Annotated in this window: 18 protein-coding genes and 1 tRNA gene; 13 read left to right on the top strand and 6 right to left on the bottom strand. The window is 64.3% G+C overall.

Annotation, left to right across the window (positions count from 1 at the left end; all coding sequences use genetic code 11):
- The first annotated feature begins 13 nt into the window (after window positions 1-13).
- The 3 genes from MY494_RS06250 to MY494_RS06240 all read left to right on the top strand — a co-directional run bounded on the left by MY494_RS06250 (window position 14) and on the right by MY494_RS06240 (window position 2,160).
- The gene (locus MY494_RS06250; protein ID WP_247911839.1) at window positions 14-1,450 is read left to right on the top strand and encodes a helicase; all 1,437 of its coding nucleotides are present in this window, start codon (window positions 14-16) and stop codon (window positions 1,448-1,450) included.
- A gap of 45 nt (window positions 1,451-1,495) precedes the next feature.
- Window positions 1,496-1,738, top strand: coding sequence for a DUF2839 domain-containing protein (locus MY494_RS06245; RefSeq protein WP_247911838.1), 243 nt, complete (start codon window positions 1,496-1,498; stop codon window positions 1,736-1,738).
- Window positions 1,739-1,818: 80 nt separating this feature from the next.
- On the top strand, window positions 1,819-2,160 hold the full coding sequence (locus tag MY494_RS06240; RefSeq protein ID WP_247911837.1) for a DUF1815 family protein: 342 nt from the start codon (window positions 1,819-1,821) through the stop codon (window positions 2,158-2,160).
- Between the two features lie 78 nt (window positions 2,161-2,238).
- On the opposite strand, the gene recA is transcribed toward MY494_RS06240, so the two are convergent.
- The 6 genes from recA to MY494_RS06210 all read right to left on the bottom strand — a co-directional run bounded on the left by recA (window position 2,239) and on the right by MY494_RS06210 (window position 7,653).
- Complete coding sequence (gene recA, locus MY494_RS06235; RefSeq protein WP_247911836.1) at window positions 2,239-3,351, bottom strand: recombinase RecA; 1,113 nt, start codon at window positions 3,349-3,351, stop codon at window positions 2,239-2,241.
- A gap of 151 nt (window positions 3,352-3,502) precedes the next feature.
- Window positions 3,503-4,252, bottom strand: coding sequence for an HAD family hydrolase (locus tag MY494_RS06230; RefSeq protein WP_247911835.1), 750 nt, complete (start codon window positions 4,250-4,252; stop codon window positions 3,503-3,505).
- Between the two features lie 40 nt (window positions 4,253-4,292).
- Window positions 4,293-4,364, bottom strand: a tRNA-Gln gene (locus MY494_RS06225).
- Window positions 4,365-4,473: 109 nt separating this feature from the next.
- Window positions 4,474-6,156, bottom strand: coding sequence for an AAA family ATPase (locus tag MY494_RS06220; RefSeq protein ID WP_247911834.1), 1,683 nt, complete (start codon window positions 6,154-6,156; stop codon window positions 4,474-4,476).
- A 16-nt stretch (window positions 6,157-6,172) separates the two neighbouring features.
- Complete coding sequence (locus MY494_RS06215; RefSeq protein WP_247911833.1) at window positions 6,173-7,189, bottom strand: LdpA C-terminal domain-containing domain; 1,017 nt, start codon at window positions 7,187-7,189, stop codon at window positions 6,173-6,175.
- Window positions 7,186-7,653 (bottom strand): NAD(P)H-quinone oxidoreductase subunit N, encoded by a 468-nt coding sequence (locus MY494_RS06210; protein ID WP_247911832.1) that lies wholly within the window; start codon window positions 7,651-7,653, stop codon window positions 7,186-7,188. The genes MY494_RS06215 and MY494_RS06210 overlap by 4 nt, the downstream gene beginning before the upstream one ends.
- 391 nt (window positions 7,654-8,044) lie before the next feature.
- Here MY494_RS06210 and rplC point away from each other — a divergent pair, with 391 nt between their 5' ends.
- Genes rplC through rpsQ form a run of 10 tightly spaced genes read left to right on the top strand, consistent with a single transcriptional unit; the run spans window position 8,045 to window position 12,892 of the window.
- Complete coding sequence (gene rplC, locus MY494_RS06205; RefSeq protein ID WP_247911831.1) at window positions 8,045-8,692, top strand: 50S ribosomal protein L3; 648 nt, start codon at window positions 8,045-8,047, stop codon at window positions 8,690-8,692.
- 11 nt (window positions 8,693-8,703) lie between these two features.
- On the top strand, window positions 8,704-9,339 hold the full coding sequence (gene rplD, locus MY494_RS06200; protein WP_247911830.1) for a 50S ribosomal protein L4: 636 nt from the start codon (window positions 8,704-8,706) through the stop codon (window positions 9,337-9,339).
- A complete protein-coding gene (locus MY494_RS06195) occupies window positions 9,332-9,634 on the top strand; it encodes a 50S ribosomal protein L23 (protein ID WP_010314935.1) in 303 nt (100 codons plus the stop codon). Before rplD ends, MY494_RS06195 begins: the two co-directional genes overlap by 8 nt.
- Window positions 9,635-9,649: 15 nt before the next feature.
- Window positions 9,650-10,513 carry a 50S ribosomal protein L2 gene (gene rplB / locus MY494_RS06190; protein ID WP_247911829.1) on the top strand — a complete coding sequence of 288 codons (864 nt, stop codon included), beginning with the start codon at window positions 9,650-9,652 and terminating at the stop codon, window positions 10,511-10,513.
- 35 nt (window positions 10,514-10,548) lie between these two features.
- Complete coding sequence (gene rpsS / locus MY494_RS06185; RefSeq protein ID WP_010311665.1) at window positions 10,549-10,824, top strand: 30S ribosomal protein S19; 276 nt, start codon at window positions 10,549-10,551, stop codon at window positions 10,822-10,824.
- Window positions 10,825-10,828: 4 nt separating this feature from the next.
- Window positions 10,829-11,182 (top strand): 50S ribosomal protein L22, encoded by a 354-nt coding sequence (rplV, locus tag MY494_RS06180; RefSeq protein WP_247911828.1) that lies wholly within the window; start codon window positions 10,829-10,831, stop codon window positions 11,180-11,182.
- Window positions 11,183-11,201: 19 nt separating this feature from the next.
- On the top strand, window positions 11,202-11,930 hold the full coding sequence (gene rpsC, locus MY494_RS06175; protein ID WP_247911827.1) for a 30S ribosomal protein S3: 729 nt from the start codon (window positions 11,202-11,204) through the stop codon (window positions 11,928-11,930).
- A gap of 16 nt (window positions 11,931-11,946) precedes the next feature.
- A complete protein-coding gene (gene rplP / locus MY494_RS06170; protein WP_247911826.1) occupies window positions 11,947-12,411 on the top strand; it encodes a 50S ribosomal protein L16 in 465 nt (154 codons plus the stop codon).
- Between the two features lie 2 nt (window positions 12,412-12,413).
- A complete protein-coding gene (gene rpmC / locus MY494_RS06165; RefSeq protein WP_010314946.1) occupies window positions 12,414-12,623 on the top strand; it encodes a 50S ribosomal protein L29 in 210 nt (69 codons plus the stop codon).
- A 17-nt stretch (window positions 12,624-12,640) separates the two neighbouring features.
- On the top strand, window positions 12,641-12,892 hold the full coding sequence (gene rpsQ / locus MY494_RS06160) for a 30S ribosomal protein S17 (RefSeq protein ID WP_247911825.1): 252 nt from the start codon (window positions 12,641-12,643) through the stop codon (window positions 12,890-12,892).
- Window positions 12,893-12,903 lie beyond the last annotated feature (11 nt).

Raw genomic sequence — 12,903 nt, 5'->3', positions numbered from 1 at the left:
CTACGATTCGCGGATGTTGGAAGCCAAGGCCCACCAACAGCTCAAGGCGCTCCTTCGTCAGGAGGGGGAAACCCGCTGGCCCCACCACCTCACCTTGAGTCGGCTGGTGGCCCGCAGCCTGCGCCGCTCGGATCAGACCCTGGTGCGTCTGGCTCCGGGCAGTGATCCCAGCTGGTTACTGGGCCTGCTGGTCCCCTTGGCTCTGCACAACAACCCTGTGGTCCTGGTGGTGAGCCCCGGCCTGCGGCAGCGCCTGCTGAGGGTCGAGTTGCCCCGACTGCAGGCTGTCGGCTTGAACCTGCCCTGTTGGGAAGGGTCCACGGCGCCTGATTCGGCGCCCCTCTGGTTGCTGCAGCACGACGCCCTGGTGGCGGCTTGGCGCAGCGGTCAACTGGAGGATCGTCAGCTGGTGGTGCCGGAGGGGGAGCTGCTGCAACCGCTGCTGCGGCAAGCCTTGGACGTGGTGATTGAAACCGGGCACTGGGAGCAGTTGCGCCGCAGCCTCCCGGCAGCGGCGGCCAGCCTCTTGCAACTGCACGAACGGCTGAGCCGCCGGGTGCTGGCCCGTCCTTGCGGTCCCCATCAGCGGGTACCCATCACTCCTGAGGATGAGGCGCCCTTGCGGCAGTTGCTGGGGGTCCTGGCCCCCCTTCCCGACCCCTGGCCCCAATGGCTTGAGACCGCCGGTGAGAGTTGGACCAGTTGGGCCTCAGTCAATCCAACGCTGTTGCAGTGGACCCTGCATCGCCAACCACTGGATCCCTGCACGGTGATGCCGGGGCTCTTCAGCGGCCGCGGTCTAGTGGTGGTTGGTCCCTGGCCGCAGCCTGCTCCTTCAGGGCTTGGCTTTGAGCCCCAGGTGGAGGTCAGCCTTGCCGATCCGCCACTGCTGGATCCTTTGCCCCTGTTCGCTCCGCAGGGGCAGGCGCTGCCCAATGCCCCCCACTACCCCAGTCACCTGCTGGATCAGTGCCGCCGGTTGGTCTTAGGGCAGGCCGGCCTGACCGTGGTGTTACTCGATGACGAGGGCCTGAGGCTCGGTCTGACCAGTGCCTTAGCGGCTGAGTTCGGCAGTCGGGTGGGCCATGAGCTCACCGCCCCAGAGGCCAATGGTGTGATCTGTTGCAGTTGGAGCTGGTGGCTGGAGCATCAACAGCGGTTGCCCTTGCCCGGTCAGTTGGTGGCTGCCACCCTGCCGATTTCCAGCCTGGAAGACCCGCTGACGGCGGCGCGGGTCGCGGCGCTGCGGCTGCAGGGCCGCGATTGGTTCAGGGAACTGCTGCTGCCGGACGCCCTCGGCCGTTTGCAGCGCTCGATCGCTGGTCTGCGCCGCAATGGTGGGCGTCTGGCTGTGCTGGATGGGCGTTTGAAGCGGCGGGGGTGGGGGCGGCAGGTGCTCGATGCGCTGGAGCCCTGGGTCGCTCTGAATCGTCTGCTCCCCAACTCCTAGTGGCGGACTGCCCGTAGCCTGGCTCCGTCGCGCAGCACAGCAGGAATGGGAGAGGCCAAGCGTCGCTCGGAACAGGGTTTGCCCCCCCGTGAGAAGAAGACCCCGAAGGCCAAGGACACCTCGCCCCGTATTGCCCCTTGGCTGCCCTTAACCCAGCGTCAAGGTGAGCAGTTCGTCTCAGTCACCACCCGCGGTGCCTGGATTGGCATTGGTGCGTTGGTGTTGTTTTGGTTGACCGTGCGCTTTCTGGGCCCCGCCCTGGGCTGGTGGACGCTGGCGGACGGCTAATTGTGAGGGAGCGAACGCTTTCACTCCCTCAAATCTGAAGAAAAGATTAGGATCGATTGGATCTTCACTTTTGGGCGGTCATGTTCGCTCGTCTGGCAGAGCAGTACCGATCGGTTGTTGAAGACTTGGTGATGAGCCTTCATGCTCTTGCCGAAGGGCTTCAACGCCAGGGCATCGCCGCCACTTGTTATGTCTGCGGTGATGGCCTTGATGGCCAGGGTGCATCCTTTGTCGCCAGCCTGGGCGATCAACACATGGTGCGTTTTCTGGTGTCGGACTTCGGGATCAGCTGGGTGGAGTCCCGCAACGGCCATGAGCTGGTCAAGCTTGAGGGTGCCGAAGCCATCCAAGAGCTCGAACGCCTGAGCGCCAACCTTCGCGCGCTTGTTCAGCCAGCTGCGGTTGAAGCTCAGGTCTCCTGATTCGGCGGTTTTTCAACCGTCCTCAGCAAGAAGCCCCCGGGTGGTCCACCCGGGGGCTTTCTTTGTGCCTGCTGGTGTTCAGCTGGCGGCTGGCAGTGCCTGCTCTTTGCTGCTGCTGGCGCTTCCTGAGGCGGCCAGCTTGGCGGCCGCAGTGGCAACGGGCTTCAGCGAATCGGTGGTTTCACTGAGTTTTTGGCGCACCTTCACTTCGATGGCGTCTTTCTCGGTGTTGTTTTGCTCGAGCCAGGTGATGGTGTTGTCACGCCCTTGGCCGATGTTGTCGCCCTCGTAGCTGTACCAAGCACCCTTGCGCACAACGACGCCGTGCTCTTCGGCGAGGTCCAGTAGGCAGCCCACGGTGCTGATCCCGCGGCCAAAGAGGATGTCGAATTCCGCAATCCGGAAGGGGGGCGCCACCTTGTTTTTGGCCACCTTCACCTTGGCGCGGATGCCGAATTCTTCGGTGCCGCGCTTCAGGGTCTGGATGCGACGGATGTCAAGGCGCACCGAGGCATAGAACTTCAGGGCATTGCCACCGGTCGTGGTTTCGGGGTTGCCGTAGGTCACGCCAATTTTCTGGCGCAGCTGGTTCAGGAAGATCACGGTGCAGCCGGACTTGCCGATGTTGCCGGTGATCTTGCGCATCGCCTGGCTCATCAGTCGGGCCTGGCTGCCAACGGCGAGGTCCCCCATCTCGCCCTCGATTTCAGAGCGTGGGGTGAGGGCGGCCACCGAGTCCACCACAACGATGTCAACGGCGGCGGAGCGCACCAGTTGGTCGACGATCTCCAGGGCCATCTCACCGGTGTCCGGTTGGGAGACCAGCAGGTTCTCGATGTCCACTCCGAGGGCCGCGGCATAGACCGGGTCCAGGGCGTGCTCGGCGTCGACGAAGGCGGCCACGCCTCCGCGGCGCTGCACTTCGGCAATGGCGTGCAGGGTGAGGGTGGTTTTGCCTGAGCTCTCAGGGCCGTAGACCTCCACAACCCGTCCTTTCGGGTAGCCACCACCCAGGGCGAGGTCGAGGGTCAGGGCGCCGGTGGGGGTGGTCTCGATCCGCATGCGCGAGGCATCCCCCAGGCGCATGATCGAGCCCTTGCCAAAGTTGCGCTCGATTTGGTTCAGAACCAGGCCAAGGGCCTTGTCCCGCTCAGGGCTGGAGGCGCTGGTGCTCTTGTCGTCGGCAGGCATATCGCGAAAGGGTTGTAGGAGCGGCCGCGCAGCGGGTGGGCCAGTTCGGTGGAGCCATCCTGGGCGACCTCAATGAAAGAAGTGCCACCCCAGGCGCCAGGTGTTTCACCGGAGCGAAACCTGACTTGTAGTACAGGCGTACCCTAGCGGCTCAGGGCCAGTGCGCCAAGGGCTCGGCAAAGCCTTCGGGTTCCAGCAGTGTGATCCCGTCCGGAAGCCGTTCCCGGTCGAGGGGGCCCAGGTAGCCCCAGGAGACCAGAAAGCAGCGCACCGCCTCCAGTCCGGGTGTGCTGCGAACCGTTTCAAGGGTGACCCGCCGGTCCTCGACGAACCACAGGGGACGTCCTTGCTCCCTCAGGCGGAGCAGAACCTCGGGCTTGGTTCCTTGCTCATGTCCATAGACCGCCTGGGGTTGGAGGCCGTAGCCCGTCAGCAGTTCTCGCGCGAACTCTCCGCCTTTGGTGGTGAGAACCAGCCAGGGGCTGCCTTCGGCTTCGAGGGCGCGCAGTCGTTCAGGGACGCCTGGATAGGGGCTGTGTAAGGCCCGCCAGGCAGGGGTGTCCTGTTGGATGGCGTCGCTGCGCAGGTTCTCGAGGGCGCTTTGGAGCTGCTCCGCTGGGAAGCCCCAGCGGTTGAGGGCGCTTTGCGTGTGGTCGTCGTAGTCGCTGAGGTAGTGGGCAACATCGAGGTCACTCCTGGAGAGCTCGAGGGCCACCAGAACCATTTCCCAGCCCTTATGGATCAGCGGCCGTAGCGCGCTGAAGGCCTCTGGCGCAAGCTCGGGAAGCTGGCACTGGGGTGAGAGAAAAAGCGCGGCCCGGCGGGCGCTCCACCAGTACTCCCTCATTCCGTCCACAAGGACGCCATCGAAATCAAAAACCAGCAGCGGTTGGAGGCTCATGACACTCCGAAGCCCTTGCAGTGGCTTGGGTCTTTAAAAACTGGGCCGCTAGGATTCGAACCTAGGAATGGCGGGACCAAAACCCGCTGCCTTACCACTTGGCGACGGCCCAACGCGCTGCGTGTGAACCCCCAGGAACTGGCGGTGTCATCAGCACTCAGATAGTTACCCACAACGGGTCGACCTTCGTCAATCTCGCTGGGCCATCTCGGCCCTCTGGCTCAGCGCGGGAAGAGCCTGAGGCGCTGCTGGCTGCCGCTGCCGAACTCCGCTGAAGTCAGTTGGTAGCGGGCCGCCAGTTCCGCTTGCATCCTCCGGATGGCCTCTGTTCGGGGCAGCAATTCCACCGGCTGGCCTTGGGGGAGGACGACCTGTTCAACGGCCAGGCGGCATTCTTCAAGGGCTTCGAGGGCATCGTTCCTGGGGCTGGCCCCTTTGGACCTTTCCGTGGCTGCGGTGTCTTCAGGACGATCCTCGCGGCGGTGCAGCAGCCTCTCGAGCCCGCGCTGAATTTGGGACAACGTGTCGGCCTTGATCACAAGGATCGGCAGGCCGGCATCCTGTGCGCGCCTGCGCAGTTCAGGGCGGTGGCCCAGCTGTTGCCGGGCCGCGAGAACCACGTCGGCTTCCTCCACCTCCTCCACCAGCTGCACGGGGAGGCGCCGGCTGCGGATGGCCTGCTCAATCAAGGGTTCGCTCAGTCCTGCGTTGAACAGATGCAGGGGCAGCGGTTGGGGTTGGGTTTGTCCCTGGACTGCTGGTTCGGTTTTGGCGGGTGCTTCCGGGTCAGGGAGGGGACGCAGGGCCAGGGGCGGCTGGGCTGTGGCCCTTGGAGATTCCTGCGCGCGCTGCAGCGGCACCGGCCTGGGGCTGACGCTGGGCGCCAGTGGTTCGCTGAGCAGCAACTGCCCCTTGGCGTCGAGCTGCCGGACCTGGGGACGCGGCAGCTGACCGCGCAGCAGCAGATCCACTGTGCGGGCGACATCGCGATGCACCAGCCAGCGGTCGCGGCTGTGCATTTCCACCGCCAGGGGGAAGGTCGGTTCTGCGGCTCTCTCCAGGACCGTCTTTTGGGTTCGGCGCCGGCGAGCCTCCTCATCGCCAAGGGTGACCGATTCGATCCCTCCCACCAGGTCGCTGAGGGTGGGGTTCTTGACCAGATTGGCCAGCTCGTTGCCGTGGGCGGTCGCCACCAACATCACGCCACGCTCAGCAATGGTTCGAGCCGCCTGGGCTTCCAGCTCAGTTCCGATCTCATCGATGACGATGACCTCGGGCATGTGGTTTTCCACCGCCTCGATCATCACTTGGTGCTGCAGCTCCGGCCGGGTGACCTGCATTCGGCGAGCCCGGCCGATGGCGGGGTGAGGAATGTCCCCATCACCGGCGATTTCGTTGCTGGTGTCGATCACCACGACCCGTTTGTCCAGCTCATCGGCCAGAACACGGGCGATCTCGCGCAGTGCGGTCGTCTTACCGACGCCGGGGCGCCCCATGAGCAGGAGGGACTGACCGGAATCCATCAGGTCGCGGACCATGGCCACGGTTCCGAAGACCGCTCGCCCGACCCGGCAGGTCAGCCCAACGACGTCGCCTGTGCGGTTGCGAATGGCGCTGATGCGGTGCAGGGTTCGCTCGATTCCAGCCCGGTTGTCGCCTCCAAAGGATCCGAGTTGTGCGACAACGGCGGCCAGGTCGCTGCGCTCCATCGGGGCCTCCCCGAGCGGCACGGCGCGGCCTGGGTAGCGGGCCTCTGGGACCCGGCCGAGATCCAGCACGACCTCGAGCAGTTGGTCGCGGGCCTCGGTTGGGGCCAGAGCCTCTCGTACGGCCTCGGGGAGAACCTCGAGCAGCCGATCGAGGTCGTCGGTGATCCGTTGCGGGCTGATCGGTGCTGAAGCCATGGGGGCGTTCTAGCGATTAGCGCTCGAGCCAGGGTTGGATTAAAGCCTTCACGCTGCTGCTGGCGACCGCTTCGAGCTCAGGGATCTGCCTGAGGGGCTGACTGCGCTTCTCCGCGTCCTGCAGCCAGGGTTGAAGCAGGCTGCGGGCCATCCCGCCAAAGGCCACCCCGGCGACCTTGGAGTTGGAACCCACCAGTTCAATGGTTTTGGCGTTGGTGCCTCCGGCCAGTTGCAGCGGGCCTGGCGGTGCCCAGGGGGTGATCGCCTCCAGCAATTTCACGGCGGAGCGAGCCGTTCCCGCTCCGACATCGCCGCTCATGGGCCGGCCATCGAGCTGCCAGATCGGTCGGTAGCCCGCCCGGCGAAGGGCGCCAAAGCGAAGCCAGAGTTCGGCGGCGAGTTCCGGTGGGCTGAGTGCTGGGACCTGCTGGCTGCCGGCGCCCCGCTCGAGCCCGCAGCTGACGGCCACCCGTTGGAGGGGAATACCGCTGGTTTTGAGCTGGCTCAGGCGGGCTTCGAAGGCCGTTTGCCGCCCCCCTTGGGTGTGCAGCTCAACGGCATCGGGGACAATGGTCTGGAGCAGGGCTGGCACCTGTTCGGAGCTCAGCCACTGTTGGTCTTCCTCGATGAGCCCGAGAGGGCAGGCAGGAAGGCAGCGGCCACAGCCGTAGCAGCGTTCAGTGAGGATCCCGCCGTGATCCCCAATGGCCAATGCCGGACAGACTTTTTGGCAAGGCCTCGGGCAATCGCTTGGACAGCGGCTGGGTTCAAAGCTGGCTTTGCGGAAGTGGGGGTCTGCCCCATCACTGAGGCTGACCATCAGCCAGGGGCGCTGGGCTCCACGGGCGAGGGCCCAGTCGATCCCACGTTTTGCGGCATCAGCGACACCGGTGTCGGCAGCAATGTCGATGCAGTGGATTCCCGCTGCGGTGTAGAGCGCGCAGAGGTCCTCGATGGCCGCAAGGTCTTGGTTGCCGGCACCACAGATCAATTTGACCCAGCGGCCTCTCTGAAGGGCCGCGTCTGGGGTCAAGCGGCTGCGGTCAGAACGGAGCTCAAGGGCTGCCAGCGGAGGGCGCGGGCACCGCCCATCTCCACCACGATCTTCAGCCTGGGTTCGCGCTCGGTCAGGTTGATCAGCGCTTCGAGCTCACCGGTGGAGAGGACCTGGCCCTCCAGGAGCCAGAGCAGCACCGGGGCGTTGCCCTCAAACAGGTGACCCAACTGTGGGGTGGCCATCTGCACCTCGCCAACGGCCGCGCCCCGTCCAACGCTTTGGTGTCCCAGGTGGGGCGGACGGACGCCGTGGGACTGGAAGAGGAAGGCTTCCGGGTCTCCTAGACCACGGGCCGAGGTGATCTGAGCGCGATAGCCGGCGGCCCGCATCCGGCGGAGCAGTCGGGTTTCGGCACCACCTTCTAATGGGGCGTAGAGCGCAAGGACGCCCGCCCGCTCCAGCTCTTGGCGGAAACCGCGGCCGGTGAGCAGCAGGGGCATGGGGCGGATCAGCGCTGCAGGAAGTCTGGCAGCTGATCGCAGGGGAGGGGGGATAGGCGCTCAGGTATGGTGTTCGCTTGTGCAATTGCAACTGTGCCCGTCCGCTAGCCGGGCCTCCAGGGCAATGCACAAGGTCGCCAGTGGTGGCGGCCTTCCCGGGCCCGTGTGGCTCTTCTGAGTCGCCGGGATACTGCTCAACCTTGAAGCTGCCTCTGGCTCCTTCTTCTGAGCAAGTCCCAGCCCCCACTGACTCGAGTCGCTAGCTCCGCCGCATTGGTTCTCTGCAGTTCCGGCTCCACCGGAAATTTCAGCTCCATCGGTTTCTTGCGTCACTCGATTCAGTAACGCCGCTCCCCGCGAGTGGTGGTCCAGCTGGCGTATCTCCCTCCTTATGTCCATCGGCATTCTTGGGAAGAAACTGGGCATGTCCCAGTTCTTCGACGACGAAGGCAGGGCTATCCCGGTCACCGTGATCGAGGCAGGCCCTTGCCGCATTACCCAACTCAAAACCGACAGCACCGACGGCTATACCGCCGTTCAGCTCGGCTTCGGTGATATCCGCGAAAAGCTCGTCAGCAAGCCCGCTAAGGGTCACCTGGCCAAGTCCGGGGAAGAGCTGCTGCGCCATCTGAAGGAATACCGCGTTGACACCGTCGACGGCCTGGAACTTGGTGGTGACGTCACCGTGGCCGCCTTTGAGGCGGGCCAGAAGGTCGATGTGAGCGGCGACACCATTGGTCGTGGTTTCGCTGGTTACCAAAAGCGCCACGGCTTCAGCCGCGGTCCGATGACCCACGGTTCGAAGAACCACCGCGAGCCTGGTTCCACCGGCGCCGGTACGACTCCCGGCCGTGTGTATCCCGGCAAGCGCATGGCTGGCCGCTACGGCGGTAAGCAAATCACCACCCGCGGGCTCACCATCCTCAAGGTGGATGCTGAGCGCAATCTGCTTGTGGTGAAAGGCTCGGTTCCCGGTAAGCCCGGTGCCCTGCTGAACATCCTCCCCGCTAAGCGGGTGGGCTCTAAAGCCGCGAACTGAGGAGGACAGAGATGGCTAACTGTGTTGTTCGCGACTGGCAAGGCAAAGAGGCCGGCAAGGCCAGCCTTGACCTGAAAGTCGCTAAGGAAAGCTCCGCTAACGATCTGGTGCACCGCGCTGTGGTGCGTCAGCTCGCCAATGTCCGTCAGGGCACGGCCAGCACCCTCACCCGTGCTGAGGTGGCCGGCGGTGGCCGCAAGCCCTACAAGCAGAAGGGCACCGGTCGCGCCCGTCAGGGTTCGATCCGGACTCCCCTGCGTCCCGGTGGTGGTGTGGTCTTCGGGCCTAAGCCCCGCAGCTACACCATTGCGATGAACCGCAAGGAGCGTCGTCTGGCTCTGCGTACTGCGCTGATGAGCCGCGCCGCTGACATCACTGTGGTGAAGGGCTTTGCTTCGGGTCTCGAAACCCCGAAGACCAAAGAAATCACCGCTGCCCTGAGCCGCTTCGGCATCGCCGCTGGCTCCAAGGTGCTGGTGGTGCTGGATGCCCCCAGCGAGGTGGTGCGCCGCTCCGTGCGCAACCTCGAAAAGGTGAAGCTGATCGCCGCTGATCAGCTCAACGTGTTCGACCTGCTCCACGCCAATTCCTTGGTGGTGAGCGAGGAAGCACTCGCGAAGATTCAGGAGGTCTACGGCGATGACTGAACGCTTTCAAGGTCGCCTGGCGGATGTGATCCGTCGGCCCCTGATCACTGAGAAGGCCACCCGTGCCATCGAGCTCAATCAGTACACCTTCGAGGTGGACCATCGGGCCGCTAAGCCCGACATCAAGGCTGCCGTCGAGCAACTGTTCGACGTCAAAGTCGTTGGTGTGAGCACCATGAACCCCCCTCGCCGCTCCCGCCGCGTGGGCCGATTCGCCGGCAAGCGTGCCCAGGTGAAGAAGGCTGTGGTTCGCCTTGCCGATGGCAATGCCATCCAGCTGTTCCCTGAAGCCTGAGGGGTCTGAAGAACTATGGGAATCCGTAAGTACCGCCCCATCACCCCCGGCACCCGTACCCGTGTCGCCAGCGATTTCGCTGAAGTCACCGGTCGCGGTCGTGAACGGGGCCTGGTGGTGGCCAAGCACCAACGCAAAGGTCGCAACAACCGCGGTGTGATCACCTGCCGCCATCGCGGCGGTGGCCACAAGCGCCTCTATCGCCTCGTCGACTTCCGCCGCAACAAGCACGGCGTGGTTGCGAAGGTGGCAGCAATCCACTACGACCCCCACCGCAACGCCCGCCTGGCTTTGCTCTTCTATGCCGATGGCGAGAAGCGCTACATCCTGGCTCCGGCTGGCGTGTCCGTGGGCTCCACCGTGGTCTCCGGCCCCGATGCTCCGATCGAGACCGGAAATGCTCTGCCCCTCTCGGCCATCCCCCTGGGCTCCAGCGTTCACTGCGTTGAGCTCTACGCCGGTCGCGGTGGCCAGATGGTTCGTACCGCAGGTGCCAGCGCCCAGGTGATGGCGAAAGAAGGTGACTACGTCGCCCTCAAGCTGCCCTCCACTGAGGTGCGCCTGGTCCGCCGTGAGTGCTACGCCACCCTCGGCGAAGTGGGCAACTCCGAGGTTCGGAACACCAGCCTCGGTAAGGCCGGCCGTCGCCGCTGGCTGGGTCGTCGCCCCCAGGTCCGAGGCAGCGTGATGAACCCCTGCGATCACCCCCACGGTGGTGGCGAGGGCCGCGCTCCGATCGGCCGTTCTGGTCCTGTCACCCCTTGGGGCAAGCCTGCACTGGGCCTCAAGACCCGCAAGCGGAACAAACCCAGCAATCGGTTTGTGCTCCGGAAACGTCGCCGCACCTCCAAGCGGAGCCGTGGCGGACGCGATTCCTGATCAACCTCACCGCTTTGCTGTTCGTTTAAACCGCTATGGGACGTTCACTCAAAAAAGGTCCGTTCATTGCCGACAGCCTTCTGCGCAAGGTTGAAAAGCAGAACGCCGCCGACGACAAGTCCGTGATCAAGACCTGGTCACGTGCTTCCACGATCCTGCCGATGATGATCGGCCACACCATTGCCGTGCATAACGGCAAGGCCCATGTGCCCGTCTACGTGACTGAGCAGATGGTGGGCCACAAGCTGGGGGAATTTGCGCCAACCCGCAACTTCCGCGGCCACATCAAGGACAAGAAAGGAGGCCGCTGAGGACATGTCCAACACCTCATCCACTACCGCCCAGGCACACGGCCGCTTTGTACGCGGTTCCGTGTCCAAGGTTCGTCGGGTCCTCGACCAGATCCGCGGTCGCAGCTATCGCGACGCGCTGATCATGCTCGAGTTCATGCCGTACCGCTCCACGGGTCCGATCACCAAGGTCCTGCGTAGTGCTGTGGCTAACGCCGAGCACAACCTGGGTCTCGATCCCGCTTCCCTCGTGATCTCCTCCGCTACGGCGGATATGGGTCCGGTGATGAAGCGCTATCGCCCCCGTGCCCAGGGTCGCGCCTACGCGATCCAAAAAAAGACCTGCCACATCAGCATTGCTGTGGCTCCTGCCGCCTGACCCCCGAGGACACCGATCGATGGGACACAAGATCCATCCAACCGGCTTGCGCCTGGGGATCACCCAGGAACACCGGTCCCGCTGGTACGCCCCCAGCAAGACCTATCCGTCTCTCCTGAAGGAAGACGATCAGATTCGTAAGTTCATCCACAAGAAGTACGGCGCCGCTGGCATCAGCGACGTTGTGATCGCCCGTAAGGCCGATCAGCTGGAAGTTGAACTGAAAACTGCCCGCCCCGGCGTTCTCGTCGGTCGCCAAGGCAGCGGTATCGAAGAGCTGCGCAGCGGCATCCAGAAGACCATTGGTGATACCGCCCGTCAGGTGCGGATCAACGTGGTTGAAGTGGAGCGCGTTGACGCTGACGCCTTCCTGCTGGCTGAGTACGTCGCACAACAGCTCGAGAAGCGTGTTGCCTTCCGTCGCGTCATGCGCATGGCCATCCAGCGCGCTCAGCGCGCCGGTGTCCTGGGCATGAAGCTTCAGGTCAGCGGCCGCCTTAACGGTGCAGAAATTGCCCGTACCGAGTGGAGCCGTGAAGGTCGTGTGCCCCTGCACACCCTCCGCGCCGACATCGACTACGCAACCAAAGTGGCCACCACCACCTATGGGGTGCTGGGCATCAAGGTTTGGGTGTTCAAAGGCGAAGTGCTTCCTGGCAGCCAGGACAAAGTGCCCGTGGGTGCAAGTCCGAAGCGCCGCGCTAGCCGTCGGCCCCAACAGTTCGAAGACCGTTCGAACGAAGAGTGATCAGGAGGCCTGAACCATGCTGAGTCCAAGACGCGTCAAATTCCGTAAGCAGCAGCGTGGCCGCATGCGCGGTGTCGCCACCCGTGGCAACACCATCGCCTTCGGTCAGTTCGCTCTGCAGGCCCAAGAGTGCGGGTGGATTACCTCCCGTCAGATCGAGGCCAGCCGCCGTGCCATGACCCGCTACGTCAAGCGGGGCGGAAAGATCTGGATCCGGATCTTCCCTGACAAGCCGGTGACCATGCGCCCCGCCGAAACCCGGATGGGTTCCGGTAAGGGCAACCCGGAATTCTGGGTAGCTGTGATCAAGCCCGGTCGCATCCTCTTCGAGATGGGCGGTGAGGACATCACCCCCGAAATCGCGAAAGAGGCCATGCGCCTGGCGCAGTACAAGCTGCCCGTGAAAACCAAGTTCCTGACCCTGGAGGATCAGGAAGCTGCCCAGGCTGCCGCCGCGGCCGCCACCACCGTGGAGTCCTGACCATGGCCCGTCCCGACATCGCCGAGGTGCGCAAGCTTTCCGACGGCGACATCACCACACAGATCGACGACACCCGTCGCGAACTGTTCACCCTTCGTTTCGAGCAGGCCACGCGCCGCCTCGAGAACCCGCACCGCTTCAAGGCCGCCCGCATCAAGCTGGCCCAGCTGCTGACGGTGCAAACGGAGCGCAAGAGCTCCGCCGCTTCCTGATCCCCTAAGTAACCGTTATGGCAACCAAGGAAAGGGTCGGCACCGTCGTCAGCGACAAGATGGACAAAACCGTGGTGGTGGCGGTGGAAAACCGCTTCCCCCACCCCATCTATCAAAAGACGGTGAGCCGCACCAAGCGCTACAAGGCGCACGATGAGGCCAACACCTGCAAGGTGGGTGACCGCGTCCGCATCACCGAAACCCGTCCCCTCAGCCGCACCAAGCGTTGGTCCGTGGCCGAGGTGCTGAACAACAACAGCGCCAGCTGAGGAGATCCCCC

Source organism: Synechococcus sp. A10-1-5-1 (genome assembly GCF_023115425.1).
Classification (GTDB): Bacteria; Cyanobacteriota; Cyanobacteriia; order PCC-6307; family Cyanobiaceae; genus Vulcanococcus.
The sequence above is the reverse complement of the archived record's forward strand: the minus strand, read 5'-3'. Positions and strand labels throughout refer to the sequence as shown.

What these genes read in the sequence shown, in the direction of transcription:
- MY494_RS06230 (WP_247911835.1), bottom strand. Translation starts at nt 4,252, where the DNA reads ATGAGCCTCCAACCGCTGCTGGTTTTTGATTTCGATGGCGTCCTTGTG.
- MY494_RS06245 (WP_247911838.1), top strand. Translation starts at nt 1,496, where the DNA reads ATGGGAGAGGCCAAGCGTCGCTCGGAACAGGGTTTGCCCCCCCGTGAG.
- rplP (WP_247911826.1), top strand. Translation starts at nt 11,947, where the DNA reads ATGCTGAGTCCAAGACGCGTCAAATTCCGTAAGCAGCAGCGTGGCCGC.
- rplV (WP_247911828.1), top strand. Translation starts at nt 10,829, where the DNA reads ATGTCCAACACCTCATCCACTACCGCCCAGGCACACGGCCGCTTTGTA.
- rpsC (WP_247911827.1), top strand. Translation starts at nt 11,202, where the DNA reads ATGGGACACAAGATCCATCCAACCGGCTTGCGCCTGGGGATCACCCAG.
- rplC (WP_247911831.1), top strand. Translation starts at nt 8,045, where the DNA reads ATGTCCATCGGCATTCTTGGGAAGAAACTGGGCATGTCCCAGTTCTTC.
- MY494_RS06220 (WP_247911834.1), bottom strand. Translation starts at nt 6,156, where the DNA reads ATGGCTTCAGCACCGATCAGCCCGCAACGGATCACCGACGACCTCGAT.
- rplB (WP_247911829.1), top strand. Translation starts at nt 9,650, where the DNA reads ATGGGAATCCGTAAGTACCGCCCCATCACCCCCGGCACCCGTACCCGT.
- rplD (WP_247911830.1), top strand. Translation starts at nt 8,704, where the DNA reads ATGGCTAACTGTGTTGTTCGCGACTGGCAAGGCAAAGAGGCCGGCAAG.
- MY494_RS06210 (WP_247911832.1), bottom strand. Translation starts at nt 7,653, where the DNA reads ATGCCCCTGCTGCTCACCGGCCGCGGTTTCCGCCAAGAGCTGGAGCGG.
- recA (WP_247911836.1), bottom strand. Translation starts at nt 3,351, where the DNA reads ATGCCTGCCGACGACAAGAGCACCAGCGCCTCCAGCCCTGAGCGGGAC.
- MY494_RS06250 (WP_247911839.1), top strand. Translation starts at nt 14, where the DNA reads ATGTTGGAAGCCAAGGCCCACCAACAGCTCAAGGCGCTCCTTCGTCAG.
- MY494_RS06240 (WP_247911837.1), top strand. Translation starts at nt 1,819, where the DNA reads ATGTTCGCTCGTCTGGCAGAGCAGTACCGATCGGTTGTTGAAGACTTG.
- rpmC (WP_010314946.1), top strand. Translation starts at nt 12,414, where the DNA reads ATGGCCCGTCCCGACATCGCCGAGGTGCGCAAGCTTTCCGACGGCGAC.
- rpsQ (WP_247911825.1), top strand. Translation starts at nt 12,641, where the DNA reads ATGGCAACCAAGGAAAGGGTCGGCACCGTCGTCAGCGACAAGATGGAC.
- MY494_RS06195 (WP_010314935.1), top strand. Translation starts at nt 9,332, where the DNA reads ATGACTGAACGCTTTCAAGGTCGCCTGGCGGATGTGATCCGTCGGCCC.
- rpsS (WP_010311665.1), top strand. Translation starts at nt 10,549, where the DNA reads ATGGGACGTTCACTCAAAAAAGGTCCGTTCATTGCCGACAGCCTTCTG.